Source organism: Streptococcus sp. SK140, assembly GCF_000259525.1.
In the GTDB taxonomy this organism is placed as follows: Bacteria; Bacillota; Bacilli; order Lactobacillales; family Streptococcaceae; genus Streptococcus.
Genome location: NZ_AJML01000015.1, coordinates 26,109 through 45,104 on the forward strand (window position 1 = coordinate 26,109; position 18,996 = coordinate 45,104).

16 protein-coding genes and 1 pseudogene are annotated in these 18,996 nt (G+C 40.6%); 16 read left to right on the plus strand and 1 reads right to left on the minus strand.

The window, feature by feature from the left end:
* Positions 1–51 precede the first annotated feature (51 nt).
* The 16 genes and pseudogenes from HMPREF1116_RS04530 (at position 52) to purB (ending at position 18,338) form a co-directional block, all read left to right on the plus strand.
* Positions 52–3,777, plus strand: a complete 3,726-nt coding sequence (locus HMPREF1116_RS04530) for a phosphoribosylformylglycinamidine synthase (protein ID WP_000361239.1) — start codon at positions 52–54, stop codon at positions 3,775–3,777.
* A 12-nt stretch (positions 3,778–3,789) separates the two neighbouring features.
* A complete protein-coding gene (purF, locus tag HMPREF1116_RS04535) occupies positions 3,790–5,232 on the plus strand; it encodes an amidophosphoribosyltransferase (protein WP_000220668.1) in 1,443 nt (480 codons plus the stop codon).
* A gap of 36 nt (positions 5,233–5,268) precedes the next feature.
* Positions 5,269–6,291 (plus strand): phosphoribosylformylglycinamidine cyclo-ligase, encoded by a 1,023-nt coding sequence (gene purM, locus HMPREF1116_RS04540; protein WP_000182562.1) that lies wholly within the window; start codon positions 5,269–5,271, stop codon positions 6,289–6,291.
* Entirely contained in the window at positions 6,291–6,845 is a 555-nt protein-coding gene (purN, locus tag HMPREF1116_RS04545) for a phosphoribosylglycinamide formyltransferase (RefSeq protein WP_000166637.1), read from the plus strand. Before purM ends, purN begins: the two co-directional genes overlap by 1 nt.
* A 3-nt stretch (positions 6,846–6,848) precedes the next feature.
* Complete coding sequence (locus HMPREF1116_RS04550) at positions 6,849–7,838, plus strand: hypothetical protein (protein ID WP_000345940.1); 990 nt, start codon at positions 6,849–6,851, stop codon at positions 7,836–7,838.
* Positions 7,839–7,851: 13 nt separating this feature from the next.
* The gene (gene purH, locus HMPREF1116_RS04555; RefSeq protein ID WP_000166537.1) at positions 7,852–9,399 is read left to right on the plus strand and encodes a bifunctional phosphoribosylaminoimidazolecarboxamide formyltransferase/IMP cyclohydrolase; all 1,548 of its coding nucleotides are present in this window, start codon (positions 7,852–7,854) and stop codon (positions 9,397–9,399) included.
* A gap of 100 nt (positions 9,400–9,499) precedes the next feature.
* Positions 9,500–10,234 (plus strand): hypothetical protein, encoded by a 735-nt coding sequence (locus HMPREF1116_RS04560; RefSeq protein WP_001009220.1) that lies wholly within the window; start codon positions 9,500–9,502, stop codon positions 10,232–10,234.
* A gap of 278 nt (positions 10,235–10,512) precedes the next feature.
* Complete coding sequence (locus HMPREF1116_RS04565) at positions 10,513–11,562, plus strand: retron St85 family effector protein (RefSeq protein ID WP_000049672.1); 1,050 nt, start codon at positions 10,513–10,515, stop codon at positions 11,560–11,562.
* Complete coding sequence (locus HMPREF1116_RS04570) at positions 11,556–12,482, plus strand: reverse transcriptase domain-containing protein (protein WP_007554725.1); 927 nt, start codon at positions 11,556–11,558, stop codon at positions 12,480–12,482. The genes HMPREF1116_RS04565 and HMPREF1116_RS04570 overlap by 7 nt, the downstream gene beginning before the upstream one ends.
* 28 nt (positions 12,483–12,510) lie before the next feature.
* Positions 12,511–12,606, plus strand: a pseudogene (locus HMPREF1116_RS12220) (IMP cyclohydrolase); the annotation flags it as partial.
* Between the two features lie 122 nt (positions 12,607–12,728).
* Complete coding sequence (gene purD, locus HMPREF1116_RS04575; RefSeq protein ID WP_000772235.1) at positions 12,729–13,994, plus strand: phosphoribosylamine--glycine ligase; 1,266 nt, start codon at positions 12,729–12,731, stop codon at positions 13,992–13,994.
* Between the two features lie 235 nt (positions 13,995–14,229).
* Positions 14,230–14,718, plus strand: a complete 489-nt coding sequence (purE, locus tag HMPREF1116_RS04580; RefSeq protein ID WP_000805603.1) for a 5-(carboxyamino)imidazole ribonucleotide mutase — start codon at positions 14,230–14,232, stop codon at positions 14,716–14,718.
* Complete coding sequence (gene purK, locus HMPREF1116_RS04585) at positions 14,705–15,796, plus strand: 5-(carboxyamino)imidazole ribonucleotide synthase (RefSeq protein WP_000099032.1); 1,092 nt, start codon at positions 14,705–14,707, stop codon at positions 15,794–15,796. The genes purE and purK overlap by 14 nt, the downstream gene beginning before the upstream one ends.
* A complete protein-coding gene (locus HMPREF1116_RS04590; RefSeq protein WP_000684301.1) occupies positions 15,797–16,747 on the plus strand; it encodes a ketopantoate reductase family protein in 951 nt (316 codons plus the stop codon).
* 9 nt (positions 16,748–16,756) lie between these two features.
* A complete protein-coding gene (locus HMPREF1116_RS04595; protein ID WP_000615431.1) occupies positions 16,757–16,984 on the plus strand; it encodes a hypothetical protein in 228 nt (75 codons plus the stop codon).
* Positions 16,985–17,039: 55 nt separating this feature from the next.
* Positions 17,040–18,338 carry an adenylosuccinate lyase gene (gene purB, locus HMPREF1116_RS04600; protein WP_000610750.1) on the plus strand — a complete coding sequence of 433 codons (1,299 nt, stop codon included), beginning with the start codon at positions 17,040–17,042 and terminating at the stop codon, positions 18,336–18,338.
* Between the two features lie 55 nt (positions 18,339–18,393).
* Here purB and HMPREF1116_RS04605 read toward each other — a convergent pair.
* Positions 18,394–18,996 (minus strand): IS3 family transposase (locus tag HMPREF1116_RS04605; protein ID WP_000322651.1); only part of this gene is annotated, 603 nt, incomplete at its 5' end.

An 18,996-nucleotide genomic window follows, 5' to 3' on the forward strand; every position in this document is an offset into this window, starting at 1 on the left:
GGAAAACCTTCGTCTTCGATAACCTATTTGAATAGAAATAAAGGAAATAAAATGGATAAACGTATTTTCGTTGAGAAAAAAGCTGATTTTCGTGTGAAATCGGACTCATTAGTAAAAGAATTGCAGCATAATCTTCAGTTGAAAACGTTGAATGATCTTCGAATCGTTCAGGTTTACGATGTCTTTAATTTGGCAGAGGACTTGTTTGCGCGTGCGGAAAAACATATCTTCTCTGAACAAGTGACCGATACTGTTTTGGACGAGGCTGCGGTTAAGGCTGATCTTGAGAAGTATGCATTCTTTGCTATCGAAAGTTTGCCGGGTCAATTTGACCAACGTGCGGCATCTTCACAAGAAGCTTTGCTGTTGCTTGGTAGTTCAAATGATGTAACAGTTAATACAGCGCAACTTTACTTGGTTAACAAGGATATTGATGCGAATGAGTTGGAAGCTGTCAAAAATTACCTCTTGAATCCAGTGGATTCTCGTTTCAAAGATATCACTGTTGGCATTGCGAAGCAGGATTTCTCTGAGTCTGACAAGACCATTCCAAACTTGGATTTCTTTGAAAGCTATACAGCAGAAGATTTTGCTAAGTATAAGGCTGAGCAAGGCTTGGCAATGGAAGTGGATGACCTTCTCTTCATTCAAGATTACTTCAAATCTATTGGACGTGTGCCAACTGAGACTGAGTTGAAGGTTTTGGATACTTACTGGTCTGACCACTGCCGTCACACAACTTTCGAAACTGAGTTGAAAACCATCGACTTCTCAGCTTCTAAATTTGAAAAACAATTGCAGGCGACTTATGACAAGTATATTGCCATGCGTGATGAGTTGGGACGCACAGAAAAACCTCAAACCTTGATGGATATGGCGACTATTTTTGGTCGCTATGAGCGTGCCAATGATCGTTTGGACGACATGGAAGTGTCTGATGAAATCAATGCCTGCTCTGTTGAAATTGAAGTGGATGTTAATGGTGTCAAAGAACCATGGCTCCTCATGTTCAAAAACGAAACTCATAACCACCCAACTGAAATTGAACCATTTGGTGGGGCAGCTACTTGTATCGGTGGTGCCATTCGTGATCCATTGTCAGGACGTTCATACGTTTATCAAGCCATGCGTATCTCAGGTGCTGGTGATATCACAGCTCCAATTTCAGAAACTCGCGCTGGTAAATTGCCACAACAGGTGATTTCTAAAACAGCGGCTCACGGTTATTCTTCATACGGTAACCAAATTGGTCTTGCAACAACTTATGTTCGTGAATACTTCCACCCAGGTTTCGTCGCTAAGCGTATGGAGCTAGGTGCAGTTGTCGGTGCGGCTCCTAAGGAAAATGTTGTCCGTGAAAAACCTGAAGCAGGTGATGTGATTATCTTGCTTGGTGGTAAGACTGGACGTGACGGTGTCGGTGGTGCGACAGGTTCTTCTAAAGTTCAAACGGTTGAATCTGTTGAAACAGCTGGTGCTGAAGTTCAAAAAGGGAATGCCATCGAAGAACGTAAGATTCAACGTCTTTTCCGTAATGGAGAAGTGACACGTCTAATCAAGAAATCAAATGACTTTGGTGCTGGTGGTGTCTGTGTGGCTATCGGTGAATTGGCAGATGGTCTTGAAATTGATCTAGACAAAGTACCATTGAAATACCAAGGATTGAACGGTACAGAAATTGCTATCTCTGAATCTCAAGAGCGTATGGCTGTAGTGGTTCGTCCAGAAGATGTAGCTGCCTTTATTGCAGCATGTAACAAAGAAAATATTGATGCTGTTGTCGTTGCGACGGTGACTGAGAAACCAAACCTTGTCATGCACTGGAATGGTGAAACCATTGTTGATTTGGAACGTCGTTTCCTTGATACAAACGGTGTACGTGTGGTTGTAGATGCTAAGGTGGTTGACAAGGATGTCAAGCTTCCAGAAGAACGTCAAACATCTGCTGAAACCCTTGAAGCTGATACTCTTGAAGTCTTGGCTGACCTTAACCATGCCAGTCAAAAAGGTTTACAAACCATCTTTGATAGCTCAGTTGGTCGTTCAACAGTTAATCATCCACTCGGTGGTCGCTACCAAATCACACCAACGGAAGCTTCTGTACAGAAATTGCCAGTTCAACATGGTGTGACAACAACTGCTTCTGTCATGGCGCAAGGATTCAACCCTTATGTAGCAGAATGGTCTCCATACCATGGCGCTGCTTATGCGGTTATCGAAGCAACTGCTCGTTTGGTTGCTGCTGGTGCAAAATGGTCTAAGGCTCGTTTCTCTTATCAAGAATACTTCGAGCGAATGGATAAACAAGCAGAGCGTTTTGGTCAACCAGTGGCTGCTCTCCTTGGATCCATTGAAGCTCAGATTCAACTTGGTTTGCCATCTATCGGTGGTAAAGACTCTATGTCTGGTACCTTTGAAGAATTGACCGTACCACCAACCTTGGTTGCTTTTGGTGTGACAACAGCAGATAGCCGTAAGGTCCTATCTCCAGAATTTAAGGCTGTTGGTGAAAATATTTACTATATTCCAGGTCAAGCTTTGGCACAAGAAATTGATTTTGATCTTATCAAGTCTAACTTTGCTCAATTTGAAGCAATTCAAGCTGACCATAAAGTCACATCTGCATCAGCTGTCAAATATGGTGGTGTGGTTGAAGCTCTTGCCCTTGCAACATTTGGTAACCATATTGGTGCAAACGTTGAATTAGCTGGCCTTGACACTAGCTTGACAGCTCAATTGGGTGGATTCGTCTTCACATCGCCTGAAGACATTGCAGGTGTTGCCAAGATTGGACGAACAGTAGCTGACTTTACACTTACTGTCAATGGTGTAACACTTGATGGACACAAACTTGACAGTGCCTTCCAAGGTAAATTGGAAGAGGTTTACCCAACGGAATTTGCACAAGCAACTGAGTTGGAAGAAGTACCTGCAGTGGCATCAGATGCTGTGATCAAAGCTAAAGAAACAGTTGGGACACCTGTGGTTTACATCCCGGTATTCCCAGGTACTAACTCTGAGTATGATTCAGCTAAGGCCTTTGAAAAAGAAGGTGCCAAAGTCAACTTGGTACCATTTGTAACACTGAATGAAGAAGCGATTGTCAAGTCTGTTGACACCATGGTTGATAATATCGAAAAAGCAAATATTATCTTCTTTGCAGGTGGCTTCTCAGCAGCCGATGAACCAGATGGATCAGCTAAATTTATCGTTAACATCTTGCTCAATGAAAAAGTGCGTGCAGCCATTGATAGCTTCATCGAAGGTGGTGGTTTGATTATCGGTATCTGTAACGGATTCCAAGCTCTTGTCAAATCAGGTCTTCTTCCATATGGAAACTTTGAAGATGCAAGCAGCACGAGTCCAACCCTCTTCTACAATGATGCTAACCAACACGTGGCCAAGATGGTTGAGACACGTATTGCCAACACCAACTCACCATGGCTTGCCGGAGTAGAAGTTGGTGACATCCATGCCATTCCAGTATCACATGGTGAAGGTAAATTTGTCGTGACAGCTGAGGAATTTGCAGAGCTTCGTGACAATGGTCAAATCTTTACCCAATATGTTGACTTCGAAGGGAAACCAAGCATGGATTCAAAATACAATCCTAACGGATCTGTCAATGCTATCGAAGGTATTACAAGTAAGAACGGTCAAATTATTGGTAAGATGGGTCACTCAGAACGTTTCGAAGATGGTCTCTTCCAAAATATTCCAGGAAATAAAGACCAGCACCTCTTTGCATCAGCGGTGAAATACTTTACTGGAAAATAAAAGGTATAAAAAATGACATACGAAGTAAAATCTCTTAATGAAGAATGTGGTGTTTTCGGCATCTGGGGCCACCCAGATGCTGCCAAAATGACCTATTTTGGACTCCATAGTCTTCAGCACCGTGGTCAGGAGGGGGCAGGAATCCTCTCCAATGACCATGGACAATTGAAGCGTCATCGTGATATGGGGCTTTTATCAGAAGTCTTCAAAAATCCTGCTAATTTGGATAAATTGACGGGAACTGGAGCGATTGGACACGTGCGTTATGCGACTGCGGGAGAAGCTTCTGTAGACAATATCCAACCTTTCCTCTTCCGCTTTCACGATATGCAGTTTGGTTTGGCTCACAATGGGAATCTGACCAATGCAGAATCGCTCAAGAAAGAATTGGAACAAAGAGGGGCAATCTTCAGTTCAACCTCTGATTCAGAAATCTTGGCTCACTTGATTCGTCGTAGCCACAATCCAAATCTGATGGGTAAAATCAAGGAAGCGCTCAGTCTAGTTAAAGGTGGTTTTGCTTATCTCTTGATGTTTGAAGATAAGTTAATTGCAGCGCTTGATCCAAATGGCTTCCGTCCTCTGTCAATCGGAAAAATGGCCAATGGAGCAGTAGTGGTTTCATCTGAGACCTGTGCCTTTGAAGTAATCGGTGCGGAGTGGATTCGCGACGTGAAACCAGGCGAGATTGTCATTATTGATGACAATGGCATCCAGTATGACAGCTATACAAACGATACTCAGCTGGCAATTTGTTCCATGGAGTATATCTACTTTGCCCGTCCTGACTCTAACATCCACGGTGTTAATGTCCATACAGCTCGTAAGCGAATGGGAGCTCAATTAGCACGTGAGTTCAAGCATGAAGCCGATATTGTAGTTGGGGTACCAAATTCCTCACTCAGCGCAGCTATGGGATTTGCTGAAGAATCAGGTCTGCCAAATGAAATGGGTCTTATCAAGAACCAATACACGCAGCGAACCTTTATCCAGCCGACTCAAGAATTGCGTGAGCAAGGGGTTCGAATGAAATTGTCTGCCGTTTCTGGTGTCGTGAAAGGCAAACGCGTGGTCATGATTGATGACTCGATTGTGCGAGGAACAACATCTCGTCGTATTGTCCAACTCTTGAAAGAAGCGGGGGCATCAGAAGTGCATGTTGCCATTGGTAGTCCTGCTCTTGCCTATCCATGTTTCTACGGGATTGATATCCAGACACGTCAGGAGTTGATTGCGGCTAATCATACCGTTGAGGAAACTTGCCAAATCATTGGTGCGGATAGCCTGACTTATCTTTCGATTGATGGGTTGATTGACTCTATTGGGATTGAAACAGATGCGCCAAATGGCGGTCTCTGTGTGGCTTACTTTGATGGGAAATATCCAACTCCTCTCTATGACTATGAAGAAGAATATCGTAGAAGTTTGGAAGAAAAAACGAGTTTTTACAAATAAAATTCCCCATTGAAGGAAAGGAAAAGGAATAAATAAATGACAAATAAGAATGCATACGCTCAATCTGGTGTGGACGTTGAAGCGGGTTATGAAGTTGTTGAACGTATCAAAAAACACGTTGCCCGTACAGAGCGTGCAGGTGTTATGGGAGCTCTTGGTGGTTTCGGTGGTATGTTTGACCTTTCAAAAACAGGTGTTAAAGAACCTGTTTTGATCTCAGGTACAGATGGTGTCGGAACTAAACTCATGCTTGCTATCAAGTACGACAAACACGATACTATCGGTCAAGACTGTGTGGCCATGTGTGTCAACGATATCATCGCTGCAGGTGCTGAGCCTCTCTACTTCCTCGACTATATTGCAACAGGTAAAAATGAACCAGCTAAACTAGAACAAGTCGTTGCTGGTGTGGCTGAAGGTTGTGTGCAAGCTGGTGCAGCCCTCATCGGTGGGGAAACAGCTGAAATGCCTGGTATGTATGGTGAAGACGACTATGACTTGGCTGGTTTTGCTGTTGGTGTTGCAGAAAAATCTCAAATCATCGACGGTTCAAAAGTAGCTGAAGGAGATGTGATTCTTGGACTTGCCTCAAGCGGTATCCACTCAAATGGTTATTCACTCGTGCGTCGTGTCTTTGCTGATTACACAGGGGAAGAAGTATTGCCTGAGTTAGAAGGCAAGAAACTTAAAGACGTTCTTTTGGAACCAACTCGTATCTACGTCAAAGCAGCTTTGCCACTCATCAAAGAAGAATTGGTCAATGGGATTGCCCATATCACAGGTGGTGGTTTTATTGAAAATGTACCACGTATGTTCGCTGATGACTTGGCTGCTGAAATTGACGAAAGCAAAGTCCCAGTTCTTCCAATTTTCAAAGCTCTTGAAAAATATGGCCAAATCAAACATGAAGAAATGTTTGAAATCTTCAACATGGGGATTGGTCTCATGCTTGCGGTGAAACCAGAGAATGTTGAACGTGTCAAAGAACTTCTTGGCGAACCTGTTTATGAAATTGGTCGTATTGTGAAGAAAGATGGCGCAAGTGTGGTGATTAAATAATGACTAAAAGGATTGCTGTTTTTGCCTCTGGTAACGGCTCAAACTTTCAGGTGATTGCGGAACAATTTCCAGTAGAATTTGTCTTTTCAGATCATAGGGATGCCTATGTACTTGAGCGTGCAGAGAATCTTGGTATTTTAACCTATGCCTTTGAACTTAAAGAGTTTGAGAACAAGGCAGACTACGAAGGTGCCATCGTCGAACTTTTGGATGAACACAAGATTGACTTGGTTTGTCTCGCAGGCTACATGAAAATCGTCGGTCCAACCTTGCTGGCAGCTTATGAAGGCCGTATCATCAATATTCATCCGGCTTATCTCCCTGAATTTCCAGGAACTCATGGCATTGAGGATGCTTGGAATGCAGGCGTTGACCAGTCTGGTGTGACCATTCACTGGGTGGATTCTGGTGTGGACACTGGTAAGGTTATCAAACAAGTTCGTGTGCCACGCCTTGAAGGTGATACCCTTGATACTTTCGAAACTCGCATCCACGAAACAGAGTACAAACTTTATCCAGAAGTCTTGGATAGTTTGGGAGTGGAGAGGAGATAAAATATGGATTTTAAAGAAAAGTTGAAAAACTGGGATAAAAATGTCAGTGACTATAATCCATGGAAAAATGATAAAGGCATAAGGTTGATTAATGAATTTCTTGAATGTTTAACAAAACCGAATGATGAATTTTCTTGGATTGAACCTAATAGAAAAAAATACAAACCTGCAACAAGATACATAATCCCTACACATGTTCAAGGAGATTATGAAAACGCAATTTTGTATCAATGTCTTTACAATCCTGGTGTAGCTGATAGTATTTGGAAATTAGGAGATACTGGCATTCGTGAATTTATTAAACAAGCCAAAAATAAAGAAGACTACATAGAGAGGATGTTTCAAGACTATCAAAATTTTTCTGTGGAAGATGTTAGAAACAAAATAATTCAAAAAGACAATATTCTTTACCAAGAAATCAAACTGATACTCGGGAAATTTTCTAAAAAACCAGATCATCAATCGCTTACAAAATTTATAAAGAGTGAATGTTACTATATTAAAAGTTACTATAAAGCATTGTTGGGTGAAAAAGGGGAAGGAAAAAATCTGTTAGATAAGGCGGTTAATCGCTTATTGGAGGAATGGGATAATCTCGAAAAGTATCAAGGATTACCTATATGTAATCTAGAATTGGTTCCTTTTGCTTCGCTGAATAAAAAAGATATTAAATTATCGGATGTTGATAAAAAAATTACGAACTTCACAGTGAGTATTATTTTGAAACGAATTTCAAATTATTTGAAGAATGGTGGAAAAAAACCAGTTTTTGTTTTTAGAAGTAGAAAAGAATGGTTTGAAAGGATTAATATGTTTATTAATTCAGAATTTGGAATGAGTGAGCCTTTTGATATTGAAAATAGTGAATTAATAGATTATTTTTATGAGTTTTCAAGTCAAAGTGCAGTCTTATCAAGAAATAATATTCTAAAAGCTAGACGAAAGATAAGAGAAGATGAATTTAACTCAGGTTTCCTCAGTCTATTTAAATAAGTAAGGAGAACAAATGACTAAACGAGCACTTATTTCAGTCTCAGATAAAGCGGGCATCGTTGAATTTGCCCAAGAACTCAAAAAACTCGGTTGGGACATCATCTCAACTGGTGGTACTAAAGTTGCCCTTGACAATGCTGGGGTGGAGACCATTGCCATCGATGATGTGACTGGTTTCCCAGAAATGATGGACGGTCGTGTGAAGACTCTCCACCCAAATATTCACGGTGGTCTTCTTGCTCGTCGTGACCTTGATAGCCACCTAGAGGCTGCTAAGGACAACAAGATTGAGTTGATCGATCTTGTTGTGGTCAACCTTTACCCATTCAAGGAAACGATTCTTAAACCAGATGTGACTTACGCGGATGCGGTTGAAAATATCGATATTGGTGGGCCATCTATGCTTCGCTCTGCAGCGAAGAACCACGCTAGCGTCACAGTTGTGGTAGATCCTGCTGACTATGCTGTTGTTCTTGACGAATTGTCAGCGAACGGCGAAACAAGCTACGAAACTCGCCAACGTTTGGCAGCGAAAGTCTTCCGCCACACAGCAGCCTATGATGCCTTAATCGCAGAATACTTCACAGCTCAAGTAGGGGAAAGTAAACCTGAGAAACTCACTTTGACGTATGACCTTAAGCAACCAATGCGTTACGGTGAAAACCCTCAACAAGACGCAGACTTCTACCAAAAAGCTTTGCCAACGGATTACTCCATTGCATCCGCTAAACAGCTGAATGGGAAAGAATTGTCCTTCAACAATATCCGTGATGCTGATGCCGCTATCCGTATCATCCGTGACTTCAAAGATCGTCCAACCGTGGTGGCTCTCAAACACATGAACCCATGTGGGATCGGTCAAGCTGACGACATCGAAACTGCTTGGGACTACGCTTATGAGTCTGACCCAGTATCCATCTTCGGCGGTATCGTCGTTCTAAACCGTGAAGTAGATGCTGCGACAGCTCAAAAAATGCACGGTGTTTTCCTTGAAATCATCATTGCACCAAGCTATTCTGACGAAGCACTTGAAATCTTGACGACTAAGAAGAAAAACTTGCGCATTCTTGCCTTGCCATTTGACGCACAAGATGCCAGCGAAGCAGAAGCAGAATACACAGGTGTTGTTGGTGGTCTCCTCGTTCAAAACCAAGACGTTGTCAAAGAAAGTCCAGCTGACTGGCAAGTGGTGACGAAACGCCAACCAACTGAGACAGAAGCGACAGCTCTTGAGTTTGCTTGGAAGGCTATCAAGTACGTCAAATCTAACGGTATCATCGTGACCAATGACCACATGACACTTGGTGTTGGCCCAGGTCAAACCAATCGCGTGGCTTCAGTCCGCATCGCTATTGACCAGGCTAAAGACCGTCTTGATGGCGCTGTTCTTGCTTCAGACGCCTTCTTCCCATTTGCGGATAACGTGGAAGAAATCGCCAAAGCAGGTATCAAGGCTATCATCCAACCAGGTGGATCAGTCCGTGACCAAGAGTCTATCGAAGCCGCTGATAAATATGGTTTGACCATGATCTTTACAGGCGTGAGACATTTTAGACATTAGGAACTTACAAAGCATCCATGGAATTGGATGTTTTTGTTGTATAATAATATTGAGCTGAAAAATTGGATTTGATATAATATATAATAAAGAGGAGAATAATATGAATTTCATTGAAGATTTAGATTGTCTTTTAGATCAAGAAAAGGAAAAAGTTAAAACGCGATTTGGAGATACTAGTATCAATAAATACTTTGGTGTAGAAAGAAACTTAGAGGTTAGTTATGGAAATAAAAAATATAAGTTTCTAATAAGAAAGGATAAAAAAACTAGATTTCTTATAAACGAGAATAATGTTAAAATTTATTTAAGTGATTTTGATGTTCTAAAATTACTGATTGATAATTTTTCAGCAGATAGTGAAGAAATGATTAATCAACTTATTGATTTTTTAAATAATAAAGTAAAAAACCGATCTTTTGGAGAAGAATATAAACTAATAATATCTGATGAAAATTCAAACCAAGAGTATTTAATAACGGGTATAAATTTAGAGGATACTTCTATTCAGTTGGACAATGAGTTTGATCTTCATAATCTCAGTTTGAATCATCTTAAAGTATTAATCAATTTAATTCTTGCAAAAGACATACTATCTAAAGAATTAGGAGATGAAGAGACTCCTGATTATTTAAAAAGAACAGCATATAAATATATAATAATGTTAAAATTGGTGATTCTAAAAGATGAGAAGATACTACAAGTTATACAAGAAAAAGAACTCTGTAAATATAATAATGAAGAGTTAGAGTGGGAAACTATGTTAAATTCTAGAAACATAAAAGCTAAGATATTTTTTAAACATGTTCAAGATATAGAAAATATGGATATTTTATGATATAATGGAGCAGAGCCCTAGAAAAATAACATATCCTGTTATTTCCTTTGGTAGTTCCAAAGGTTGAGTATTTTAAAAATAGTAAAATTTGTTACTCGACTTTGTCGAGGATAGTAATAAATTACTATATAATATAGAATTACGAAAGGTCGTACGTAGAACCTTTAGACATACGGCGAACTCGCCGCATGTCGTCAAGAACCCACGTACTATTGCCTTTCGTTCTGAATGAAAGTCTCTACAAATTTTAGGTAGGGCTCTTTTTATATGGAGCAATGATGAGTAAATATATATTTAAGAATAAGGAAGAAAAAAATGAACTATATAAATTTATTTTTTTATGTGGTTCAAAATATGTGAAATCAGATGTTAGTGATAAAAGAAATGTATTGAAAAAGCATCTGGAAAATATTAATTCATCTTACAAAATCATAATATTAGAGGAAAATTTTACATTTAGTAAATCGAAAATGTATCTTAACTATGGCGATATTTATATGAGAAATTTATATGATGTAGAATTTTTAGTATCTCTGTTATCAGATGTTATTTTTATATTTCATGAAAGTATTTCAACGGGTGCGGAAGCAGGTTTGTTTTTAGGTGAGGCCTCTAATAGAGAAAAAACTTGTCTAATATTACCTAATATAGAAGCGGTTGAAGAAGATAAATTGGGCAATTTTTTGAAATTATCTTTTTTTAAAGGAGAGAATCCTGTAAAACGAATAATATACTATCCAAGTGTGAGAAATAATATTACATCTGTCAATCTACGTAATCTACATACAAGTTTTGTGAATGATTCTATAGGTAAAACGTTGAGCAACAATATAAATGATTTTATTAAAGGTAAATCAAGATCATTTGAGATTGGAAAAGAAGAATTTGGTTTAAACTTTGAAGAAGTTAAACTAACAGTAAGAATTGATCCAGATAGAGTCCTACATTATGTAGCAGCAATGCTATCAGTAGACGAAATTGCTGATAAAATATTTGGGAAAAGTATGACTTTAGAGAGTGTTATAGAAATTTTAAATAAGGAAATGAACAAGATCCTTATTTCTACCTATGAAGAGATTAAACCATATAAGTTTACTGACGTTCCTGAGATTCATTTTGAAAGTAAAAAAGTAACAATACAAAGGATGATTGGTATGACGTTGTATTTGTTTAGTGCGGCAGGATTTATGCGTATAAGAAAAGATAAAACTTATGAAGAAGATAAAAAAGTTATTCTAGAACATAAAGGAAAGGATAAAAATGGGAAGTTCTTTTTCGCTAAATACTCTAGTTTGATTGAAGTTATTGAGGAAGAGAAGATATGGTAAATAATAGTGGATTCGCAATTTTTAAACTAAAAAAAAATAAAAAAATAAGGAAAATAGTTGCTTATACGAGTAATAGCGAGTTAAAAAATATTCATAAACTAATTAATGACCATTTAAAGGAACGGGTAATTTATTCTAAGTTCACTAAAGGTTATAGAGAAGGAATTTCTATTTTTGACAATGCTAAAGCGCATATGTATAATGACATCTTTATTCAATTCGATATCAAGAACTTTTTTCCGTCTATTAATCATCGTAAGTTAATTAATTTTTTATATAAGGAAGTGAAATATAATGGTTATAATATAAGTAAAAGTCAGTCTTATGAAATTATAAAAAAAGCCAGTCAAGGGTTGCAAGGACTACCGTTAGGTTTTGTAACATCTCCGTTATTATCAAACATTTATTTAAAAAAATTTGATACTACTTTGTATTGTAGATTAAAGAGACAAGGATTAGATAATGTAATTTATACACGATATGCTGATGATATTACGATCTCTTTTCGATGTATTTCAGACGAAAATGATTATTCAGATATAAAAATTAGAATAGAGAAAATAGTAAGTGCTTTATTAAAAAGATATAGTCTTAAACTTAATAATAAAAAAACTAAATTAACAAATTTATTACAGTCGGGCAATGTAAAAGTAACAGGTGTGTACATCGTAAATAAACAAGAAAATTATCGACGCTTAACAGTTGGAAGGAAATTTAAGAAAGAATTACTATGGGATGCTATTCAAACTTTAGATAATATAGAGAGAGATGAAAGTTTAGTTAAACAAATAAAAGGGAGATACTCATTTGTTTTATCCATAGAAAAAGAAGGTATCGAGAATATGTTAAGTCCATGCATGAGAAGGATACTTAATGAAAAAAATATATCTAGCATTAATGAATTATTTTCAGTTTTATAGTTAAATTTTATCATACAAAAAATATCATCCTCTTGGCTCAGTACGTGACCAAGAGTCAATCGAAGCGGCTGATAAACATGGTTTGACAATGATCTTTACAGGCGTGAGACATTTTAGACATTAAGAAAATAAAAGGGAAGAAAACAGTTTCTTTCCTTTTTTTTACTTTAAAAGCGAAACGAAACAAGATTAAAACGAACGTTTATGGTATAATATTAGTAAATAATTCGCAAAAGAGGTTGAGAGATGAAACTATTAGTTGTCGGCTCAGGTGGCCGTGAGCATGCGATTGCCAAAAAGTTGTTGGAGTCTAAAGACGTTGAGCAAGTTTTCGTGGCTCCTGGGAATGACGGGATGACCTTAGATGGACTTGATTTGGTAAATATCTCTATTTCCGAACATTCTAAGTTGATTGACTTCGCAAAAGCTAACGATATTGCTTGGACCTTTATCGGCCCAGATGATGCCCTTGCAGCTGGGATTGTAGATGATTTCAATGCGGCAGGACTCAAAGCCTTTGGTCCGACCAAGGCTGCGGCTGAGCTTGAGTGGTCTAAGGATTTTGCTAAGGAAATCATGGTCAAATACGACGTTCCGACAGCAGCTTATGGGACCTTTTCAGATTTCGAAGAAGCCAAGGCCTACATCGAAGAAAAAGGCGCTCCAATCGTCGTCAAGGCAGACGGCTTGGCCCTTGGGAAAGGTGTCGTTGTTGCTGAGACAGTTGAGCAAGCTGTCGAAGCTGCTCATGAGATGCTCTTGGACAATAAATTCGGTGATTCAGGTGCGCGTGTGGTCATTGAGGAATTTCTTGACGGGGAAGAGTTCTCTCTCTTTGCCTTTGTCAATGGGGATAAGTTCTGCATTATGCCAACGGCACAGGACCACAAGCGTGCCTACGATGGCGACAAAGGCCCTAACACTGGTGGGATGGGGGCCTATGCGCCAGTTCCTCACTTGCCACAGAGTGTGGTTGACACAGCGGTTGACACTATTGTCAAGCCAGTCCTTGAAGGTATGATCAAAGAAGGTCGTCCGTATCTTGGAGTCCTTTACGCGGGGCTTATCTTGACAGCTGATGGCCCTAAAGTCATCGAGTTCAACTCACGCTTTGGCGATCCTGAAACACAAATCATCCTACCTCGTTTGACATCTGACTTTGCGCAAAACATCACTGATATTTTGGAAGGCAAAGAGCCAGCCATCACTTGGACGGACAAGGGTGTGACACTAGGCGTGGTTGTAGCCTCAAACGGATACCCACTCGCTTATGAGAAGGGTGTCAAGCTTCCAGCCAAGACAGAGGGCAATATTATCACTTACTATGCCGGTGCTAAATTCGCTGAAAATAGCCAAGACCTCCTCTCAAACGGCGGACGTGTCTATATGCTGGTCGCCACAGCAGACACCGTCAAAGACGGCCAAAATATCATCTATAACCAACTCAACAAACAAAACACAGAAGGCTTGTTCTACCGAAATGACATTGGAAGCAAAGCGTTAAAAGATTAACAGATACTATATTTGACAATGGCGAGCGAAAGCGAGCCAAAGTAAGATAATGGTCGTTTAATTTGCGAGCGTTAGCGAGCTAGTATAGGATAATCGTCGCAGTAGTGGAACTCCTAGTAGCAGAGCTACTAGGAGCGGAAAACTGGAGACTTGGGCTCCAGTTTTAGTAATGGAACGCCACAGGCGGTCGCTTACGTCCGCACTACAATAGACGATTATTAAAAAAGGAGAAGAAATGAAACCAGTAATTTCCATCATCATGGGCTCAAAGTCCGACTGGGCAACCATGCAAAAAACAGCAGAAGTCCTAGACCGCTTCGGTGTAGCCTACGAAAAGAAAGTTGTTTCCGCACACCGTACACCAGACCTCATGTTCAAACATGCGGAAGAAGCACGTAGCCGTGGCATCAAGGTCATCATCGCAGGTGCGGGTGGTGCAGCTCACTTGCCAGGGATGGTCGCTGCTAAGACTACACTTCCAGTCATTGGTGTGCCCGTCAAATCACGTGCGCTTAGCGGTGTGGATTCTCTCTACTCTATCGTTCAGATGCCGGGTGGCGTACCTGTCGCAACTATGGCTATCGGTGAAGCGGGTGCTACTAACGCTGCCCTCTTTGCCCTCCGTCTCCTCTCAGTAGAAGACGAAACCATCGCGACTGCACTTGCTAATTTTGCTGAAGAACAAGGAAAAATCGCAGAGGAGTCTACAAATGAGCTCATCTAAAACAATCGGAATTATTGGTGGCGGTCAGCTTGGTCAGATGATGGCCATTTCTGCTATCTACATGGGTCACAAGGTTATCGCGTTAGATCCAGCAGCTGATTGCCCAGCCTCCCGTGTGGCGGAAATTATCGTGGCTCCTTACAACGATGTGGATGCTCTACGTCAGTTGGCAGATCGCTGTGATGTTCTCACTTACGAATTTGAAAATGTGGATGCCGACGGTTTGGATGCTGTTATCAAGGATGGGCAACTCCCTCAAGGGACAAACCTGCTTCGCATCTCCCAAAATCGCATTTTTGAAAAGGACTTTCTCTCAAACAAGGCCAAAGTCACCGTTGCACCTTACAAGGTTGTGACCTCAAGTCAAGACTTGGCAGTTATCGATCTATCGAAAAACTATGTCCTCAAGACGGCGACTGGTGGTTACGATGGCCATGGTCAGAAGGTCATTCGTTCGGAAGCAGACTTGGAAGAAGCCTATGCACTAGCTGATTCAGCAGACTGTGTCTTGGAAGAATTTGTCAACTTTGACCTTGAGATTTCTGTCATCGTGTCAGGAAATGGAAAGGATGTGACAGTTTTCCCAGTTCAGGAAAATATTCATCGCAACAACATTCTTTCAAAAACCATTGTGCCAGCTCGCATTTCTGAAAGTCTAGCAGACAAAGCCAAAGCTATGGCAGTGCGAATTGCTGAACAACTGAACCTTTCCGGAACTCTTTGCGTGGAAATGTTTGCGACTGCTGACGACATCATTGTCAATGAAATTGCACCACGTCCACACAACTCAGGCCACTACTCGATTGAAGCCTGCGACTTTTCTCAGTTTGACACTCATATCTTGGGCGTTCTGGGAGCACCATTGCCAGACATCAAACTACATGCACCAGCAGTCATGCTCAATGTTCTCGGCCAGCATGTCGAGGCTGCTGAAACATATGTGACAGAAAATCCAAGCGCTCACCTCCACTTATATGGTAAAATAGAAGCGAAGCACAACCGCAAGATGGGACACGTGACTTTGTTTAGTGATGAACCGGATGAGGTAGAGGAATTTGGGAAAGGGATTGATTTTTAAGTGAAAATAGCGATTCTAGGACTCGGAGTGATCGGGACCACTTATGCCTACGCCTTTCAAAAAGCAGGCCATCAAGTGGAACACGTACTGAGAGATAGTAAGAAAAACAATGCACCGAAGGAGTTGTCAGTTGATCTGCTAGATGGTCGCTATCATTCCAAAGGTGAGAACAATCATGATACTTATGAGGTTCATGTGGCAGAAGCTCATTCGGAATATGATTTTATTTTTCTCAGTGTGCGTCATGGACTTGTCAAAGAAGCTGTGGAAACCTTGCGAAAAAACAATATCAAAGGCACCCTTGTTTTCTTTTGTAATTTCTGGGATAATCGAAAAGAGGTCCAAGAGTGGGCAGGGGATTACGACTATATTTTGGCCTTTCCGACAGCGGGTGGTCATATACAGGAGAACCATTTGGATGGTGTCTTGTTCGACCATTTAATGCTAGAAGGTGAGCAAAAAGCACACATTTCTAACTATGCTGATCTGACGGCTTTACTAGTTTCTGCAGATTTGAAGTGGGAAGTGCCTCATGATATGGTCGAGTGGATTTGGATTCACATGGCGATTAACGCAGGTGTCACTTCGACAGCTGCTCGCTCAGGAAATTTGGAAAATCCAGAAGAACTGGCTTTGAACTTGATGAATAGTTCATCGGAATTATCATTGGCCATCAAGGCCATTCGAGAAGCTTTGAAAGTCGTAGAAGCGCGTGGCGTGAATTTGAAGCTTTACCAAGCAGAACTATTGCCATACAAAATTCCCGCTTGGATAGCCGGCAAGGCCATGAAAGTCATGTTTGCGAAAAATGAGCTGACCCGAAAAATTATGACTTTGCACAATGATAAACAGGACATCTTCTATTGTTGTCAAAGTGTTTATCAGACCGGTCAGGTGTTAGGTGTGAAGATGCCTATTCTGGAAGCAAATATGAAGGGCATTTCGATTTAGGAGTTTTTTATGATACAACTCATTGTCAACGCATTTGTCGAAAAAGAGAAGACTGGAGCAGTCGTCGAAGTCTTGTATGCTAGTAGTGATCACGAAAAGGTGAAAGCTAAGTATGAAGAGTTGCTTGCTCAATATCCTGAAAACTATTTAGCCATCTATGATATACCGTTAGATACGGATTTGAATACACTCGATCACTATCCATCTGTGTGGATTGGGAAAGAAGAATTTGAATAAAGTGATTGCCGCTTGCTAACTGATGTGAAACATCAAAAGAAAGGAAAATAAAACAATGATCAACCGTTACTCTCGCCCTGAGATGGCGAACATTTGGACTGAAGAAAATAAATACCGTGCTTGGCTTGAGGTGGAAATCTTAGCTGACGAAGCATGGGCTGAGTTAGGGGAAATCCCTAAGGAAGATGTAGCTTTGATTCGTGAAAAAGCGGACTTTGACATCGACCGTATCTTGGAAATCGAGCAAGAGACTCGCCACGATGTGGTGGCTTTCACGCGTGCGGTTTCTGAGACTCTTGGTGAAGAGCGCAAGTGGGTTCACTATGGGTTGACTTCTACCGACGTGGTGGATACTGCCTACGGTTACCTCTACAAACAAGCCAACGACATCATCCGCAAGGACCTTGAAAACTTCCTCAACATCATTGCTGACAAAGCGAAAGAGCACAAGTTCACCATCATGATGGGGCGTACCCACGGTGTTCACGCTGAGCCTACAACTTTTGGTCTTAAATTGGCAACTTGGTACAGCGAAATGAAGCGCAACATCGAGCGTTTCGAGCATGCGGCTGCTGGTGTGGAAGCTGGTAAGATTTCTGGTGCGGTCGGTAACTTTGCTAACATCCCACCATTTGTTGAAAAATACGTCTGCGACAAATTGGGTATCCGTGCCCAAGAAATCTCTACACAGGTTCTTCCTCGTGACCTTCACGCTGAGTACTTTGCAGTTCTTGCGAGCATCGCAACTTCTATCGAGCGTATGGCGACTGAAATTCGTGGTCTTCAAAAATCAGAACAACGTGAAGTGGAAGAGTTCTTTGCCAAAGGTCAAAAAGGATCTTCAGCAATGCCTCACAAACGCAACCCTATCGGTTCTGAAAATATGACTGGTCTTGCACGTGTTATCCGTGGTCACATGGTAACAGCTTATGAAAATGTGTCACTCTGGCACGAACGTGATATCTCTCATTCATCAGCTGAGCGTATCATCGCACCAGACACAACCATTTTGATTGACTACATGCTCAACCGTTTCGGAAACATCGTTAAGAACTTGACAGTCTTTCCAGAAAACATGATCCGCAACATGAACTCTACATTTGGTTTGATCTTCAGCCAACGTGCCATGCTTGCTTTGATTGAAAAAGGTATGACGCGTGAGCAAGCTTACGACCTTGTTCAACCAAAGACTGCCCAATCATGGGATAACCAAGTAGACTTTAAACCACTTCTTGAAGCTGATCCAGAAGTGACTTCACGCCTCACTCAAGAAGAAATCGACGAAATTTTTAACCCAACTTACTATACCAAACGTGTGGATGACATCTTCGAACGCATCGGTTTGGGTGACTAACAATAAAACAAAAAAGCGAGACTTTGAACTGACCCCAAAAAGTTAGACAATTAATTTATCCAAAGGATTTAGTTCTGTATTGCACAGGACTGAGTCCTTTTAGTTTTACCTTAATTCGTTTGTTGTTGTAGTAATCAATATAGTCTACAATCGCTTGTTCCAATTGCTTAAGCGACTGAAACGACTTCTCATAACCGTAAAACATTTCCGATTTCAGAATCCCAAAGAAGGACTCCATAATACCGTTGTCTGGACTGTTACCCTTACGTGACATAGATGCTCGAATTCCCTTACTCTCTAAAAACCTGTGATAAAAATCGTGTTGATATTGCCATCCTTGATCACTATGGAGAATAGTATTTGTGTAATGTTCCTCACTGAAGGCCTGGTTTAACATAGCTTTCACTTGTTCTAAGTTTGGTGAAGTTGAAAGATTATAGGCGATAATTTCGCTATTAAAGCCATCTAAAACTGGTGATAAGTAAAGCTTTTGAGTACTTGCTGGAATGGCAAATTCTGTCACATCTGTGTAGCACTTTTCCATTGGTTTGGCTGCTTCAAATTGGCGTTGAATAAGGTTATCTGCTTTCTTACCAATCTCTCCTTGGTAAGAAGAATACTTCCGTTTACGACGAATTCGAGCACTTAAACCAAGGAC

Excerpts from the sequence above, each read along its gene's own strand:
- HMPREF1116_RS04570 (WP_007554725.1), top strand. The coding sequence starts at position 11,556 with ATGGTAAATAATAGTGGATTCGCAATTTTTAAACTAAAAAAAAATAAA.
- purE (WP_000805603.1), top strand. The coding sequence starts at position 14,230 with ATGAAACCAGTAATTTCCATCATCATGGGCTCAAAGTCCGACTGGGCA.
- purH (WP_000166537.1), top strand. The coding sequence starts at position 7,852 with ATGACTAAACGAGCACTTATTTCAGTCTCAGATAAAGCGGGCATCGTT.
- purN (WP_000166637.1), top strand. The coding sequence starts at position 6,291 with ATGACTAAAAGGATTGCTGTTTTTGCCTCTGGTAACGGCTCAAACTTT.
- purB (WP_000610750.1), top strand. The coding sequence starts at position 17,040 with ATGATCAACCGTTACTCTCGCCCTGAGATGGCGAACATTTGGACTGAA.
- purM (WP_000182562.1), top strand. The coding sequence starts at position 5,269 with ATGACAAATAAGAATGCATACGCTCAATCTGGTGTGGACGTTGAAGCG.
- HMPREF1116_RS04530 (WP_000361239.1), top strand. The coding sequence starts at position 52 with ATGGATAAACGTATTTTCGTTGAGAAAAAAGCTGATTTTCGTGTGAAA.
- HMPREF1116_RS04595 (WP_000615431.1), top strand. The coding sequence starts at position 16,757 with ATGATACAACTCATTGTCAACGCATTTGTCGAAAAAGAGAAGACTGGA.
- HMPREF1116_RS04565 (WP_000049672.1), top strand. The coding sequence starts at position 10,513 with ATGAGTAAATATATATTTAAGAATAAGGAAGAAAAAAATGAACTATAT.
- purD (WP_000772235.1), top strand. The coding sequence starts at position 12,729 with ATGAAACTATTAGTTGTCGGCTCAGGTGGCCGTGAGCATGCGATTGCC.
- HMPREF1116_RS04550 (WP_000345940.1), top strand. The coding sequence starts at position 6,849 with ATGGATTTTAAAGAAAAGTTGAAAAACTGGGATAAAAATGTCAGTGAC.
- purK (WP_000099032.1), top strand. The coding sequence starts at position 14,705 with ATGAGCTCATCTAAAACAATCGGAATTATTGGTGGCGGTCAGCTTGGT.
- HMPREF1116_RS04560 (WP_001009220.1), top strand. The coding sequence starts at position 9,500 with ATGAATTTCATTGAAGATTTAGATTGTCTTTTAGATCAAGAAAAGGAA.
- purF (WP_000220668.1), top strand. The coding sequence starts at position 3,790 with ATGACATACGAAGTAAAATCTCTTAATGAAGAATGTGGTGTTTTCGGC.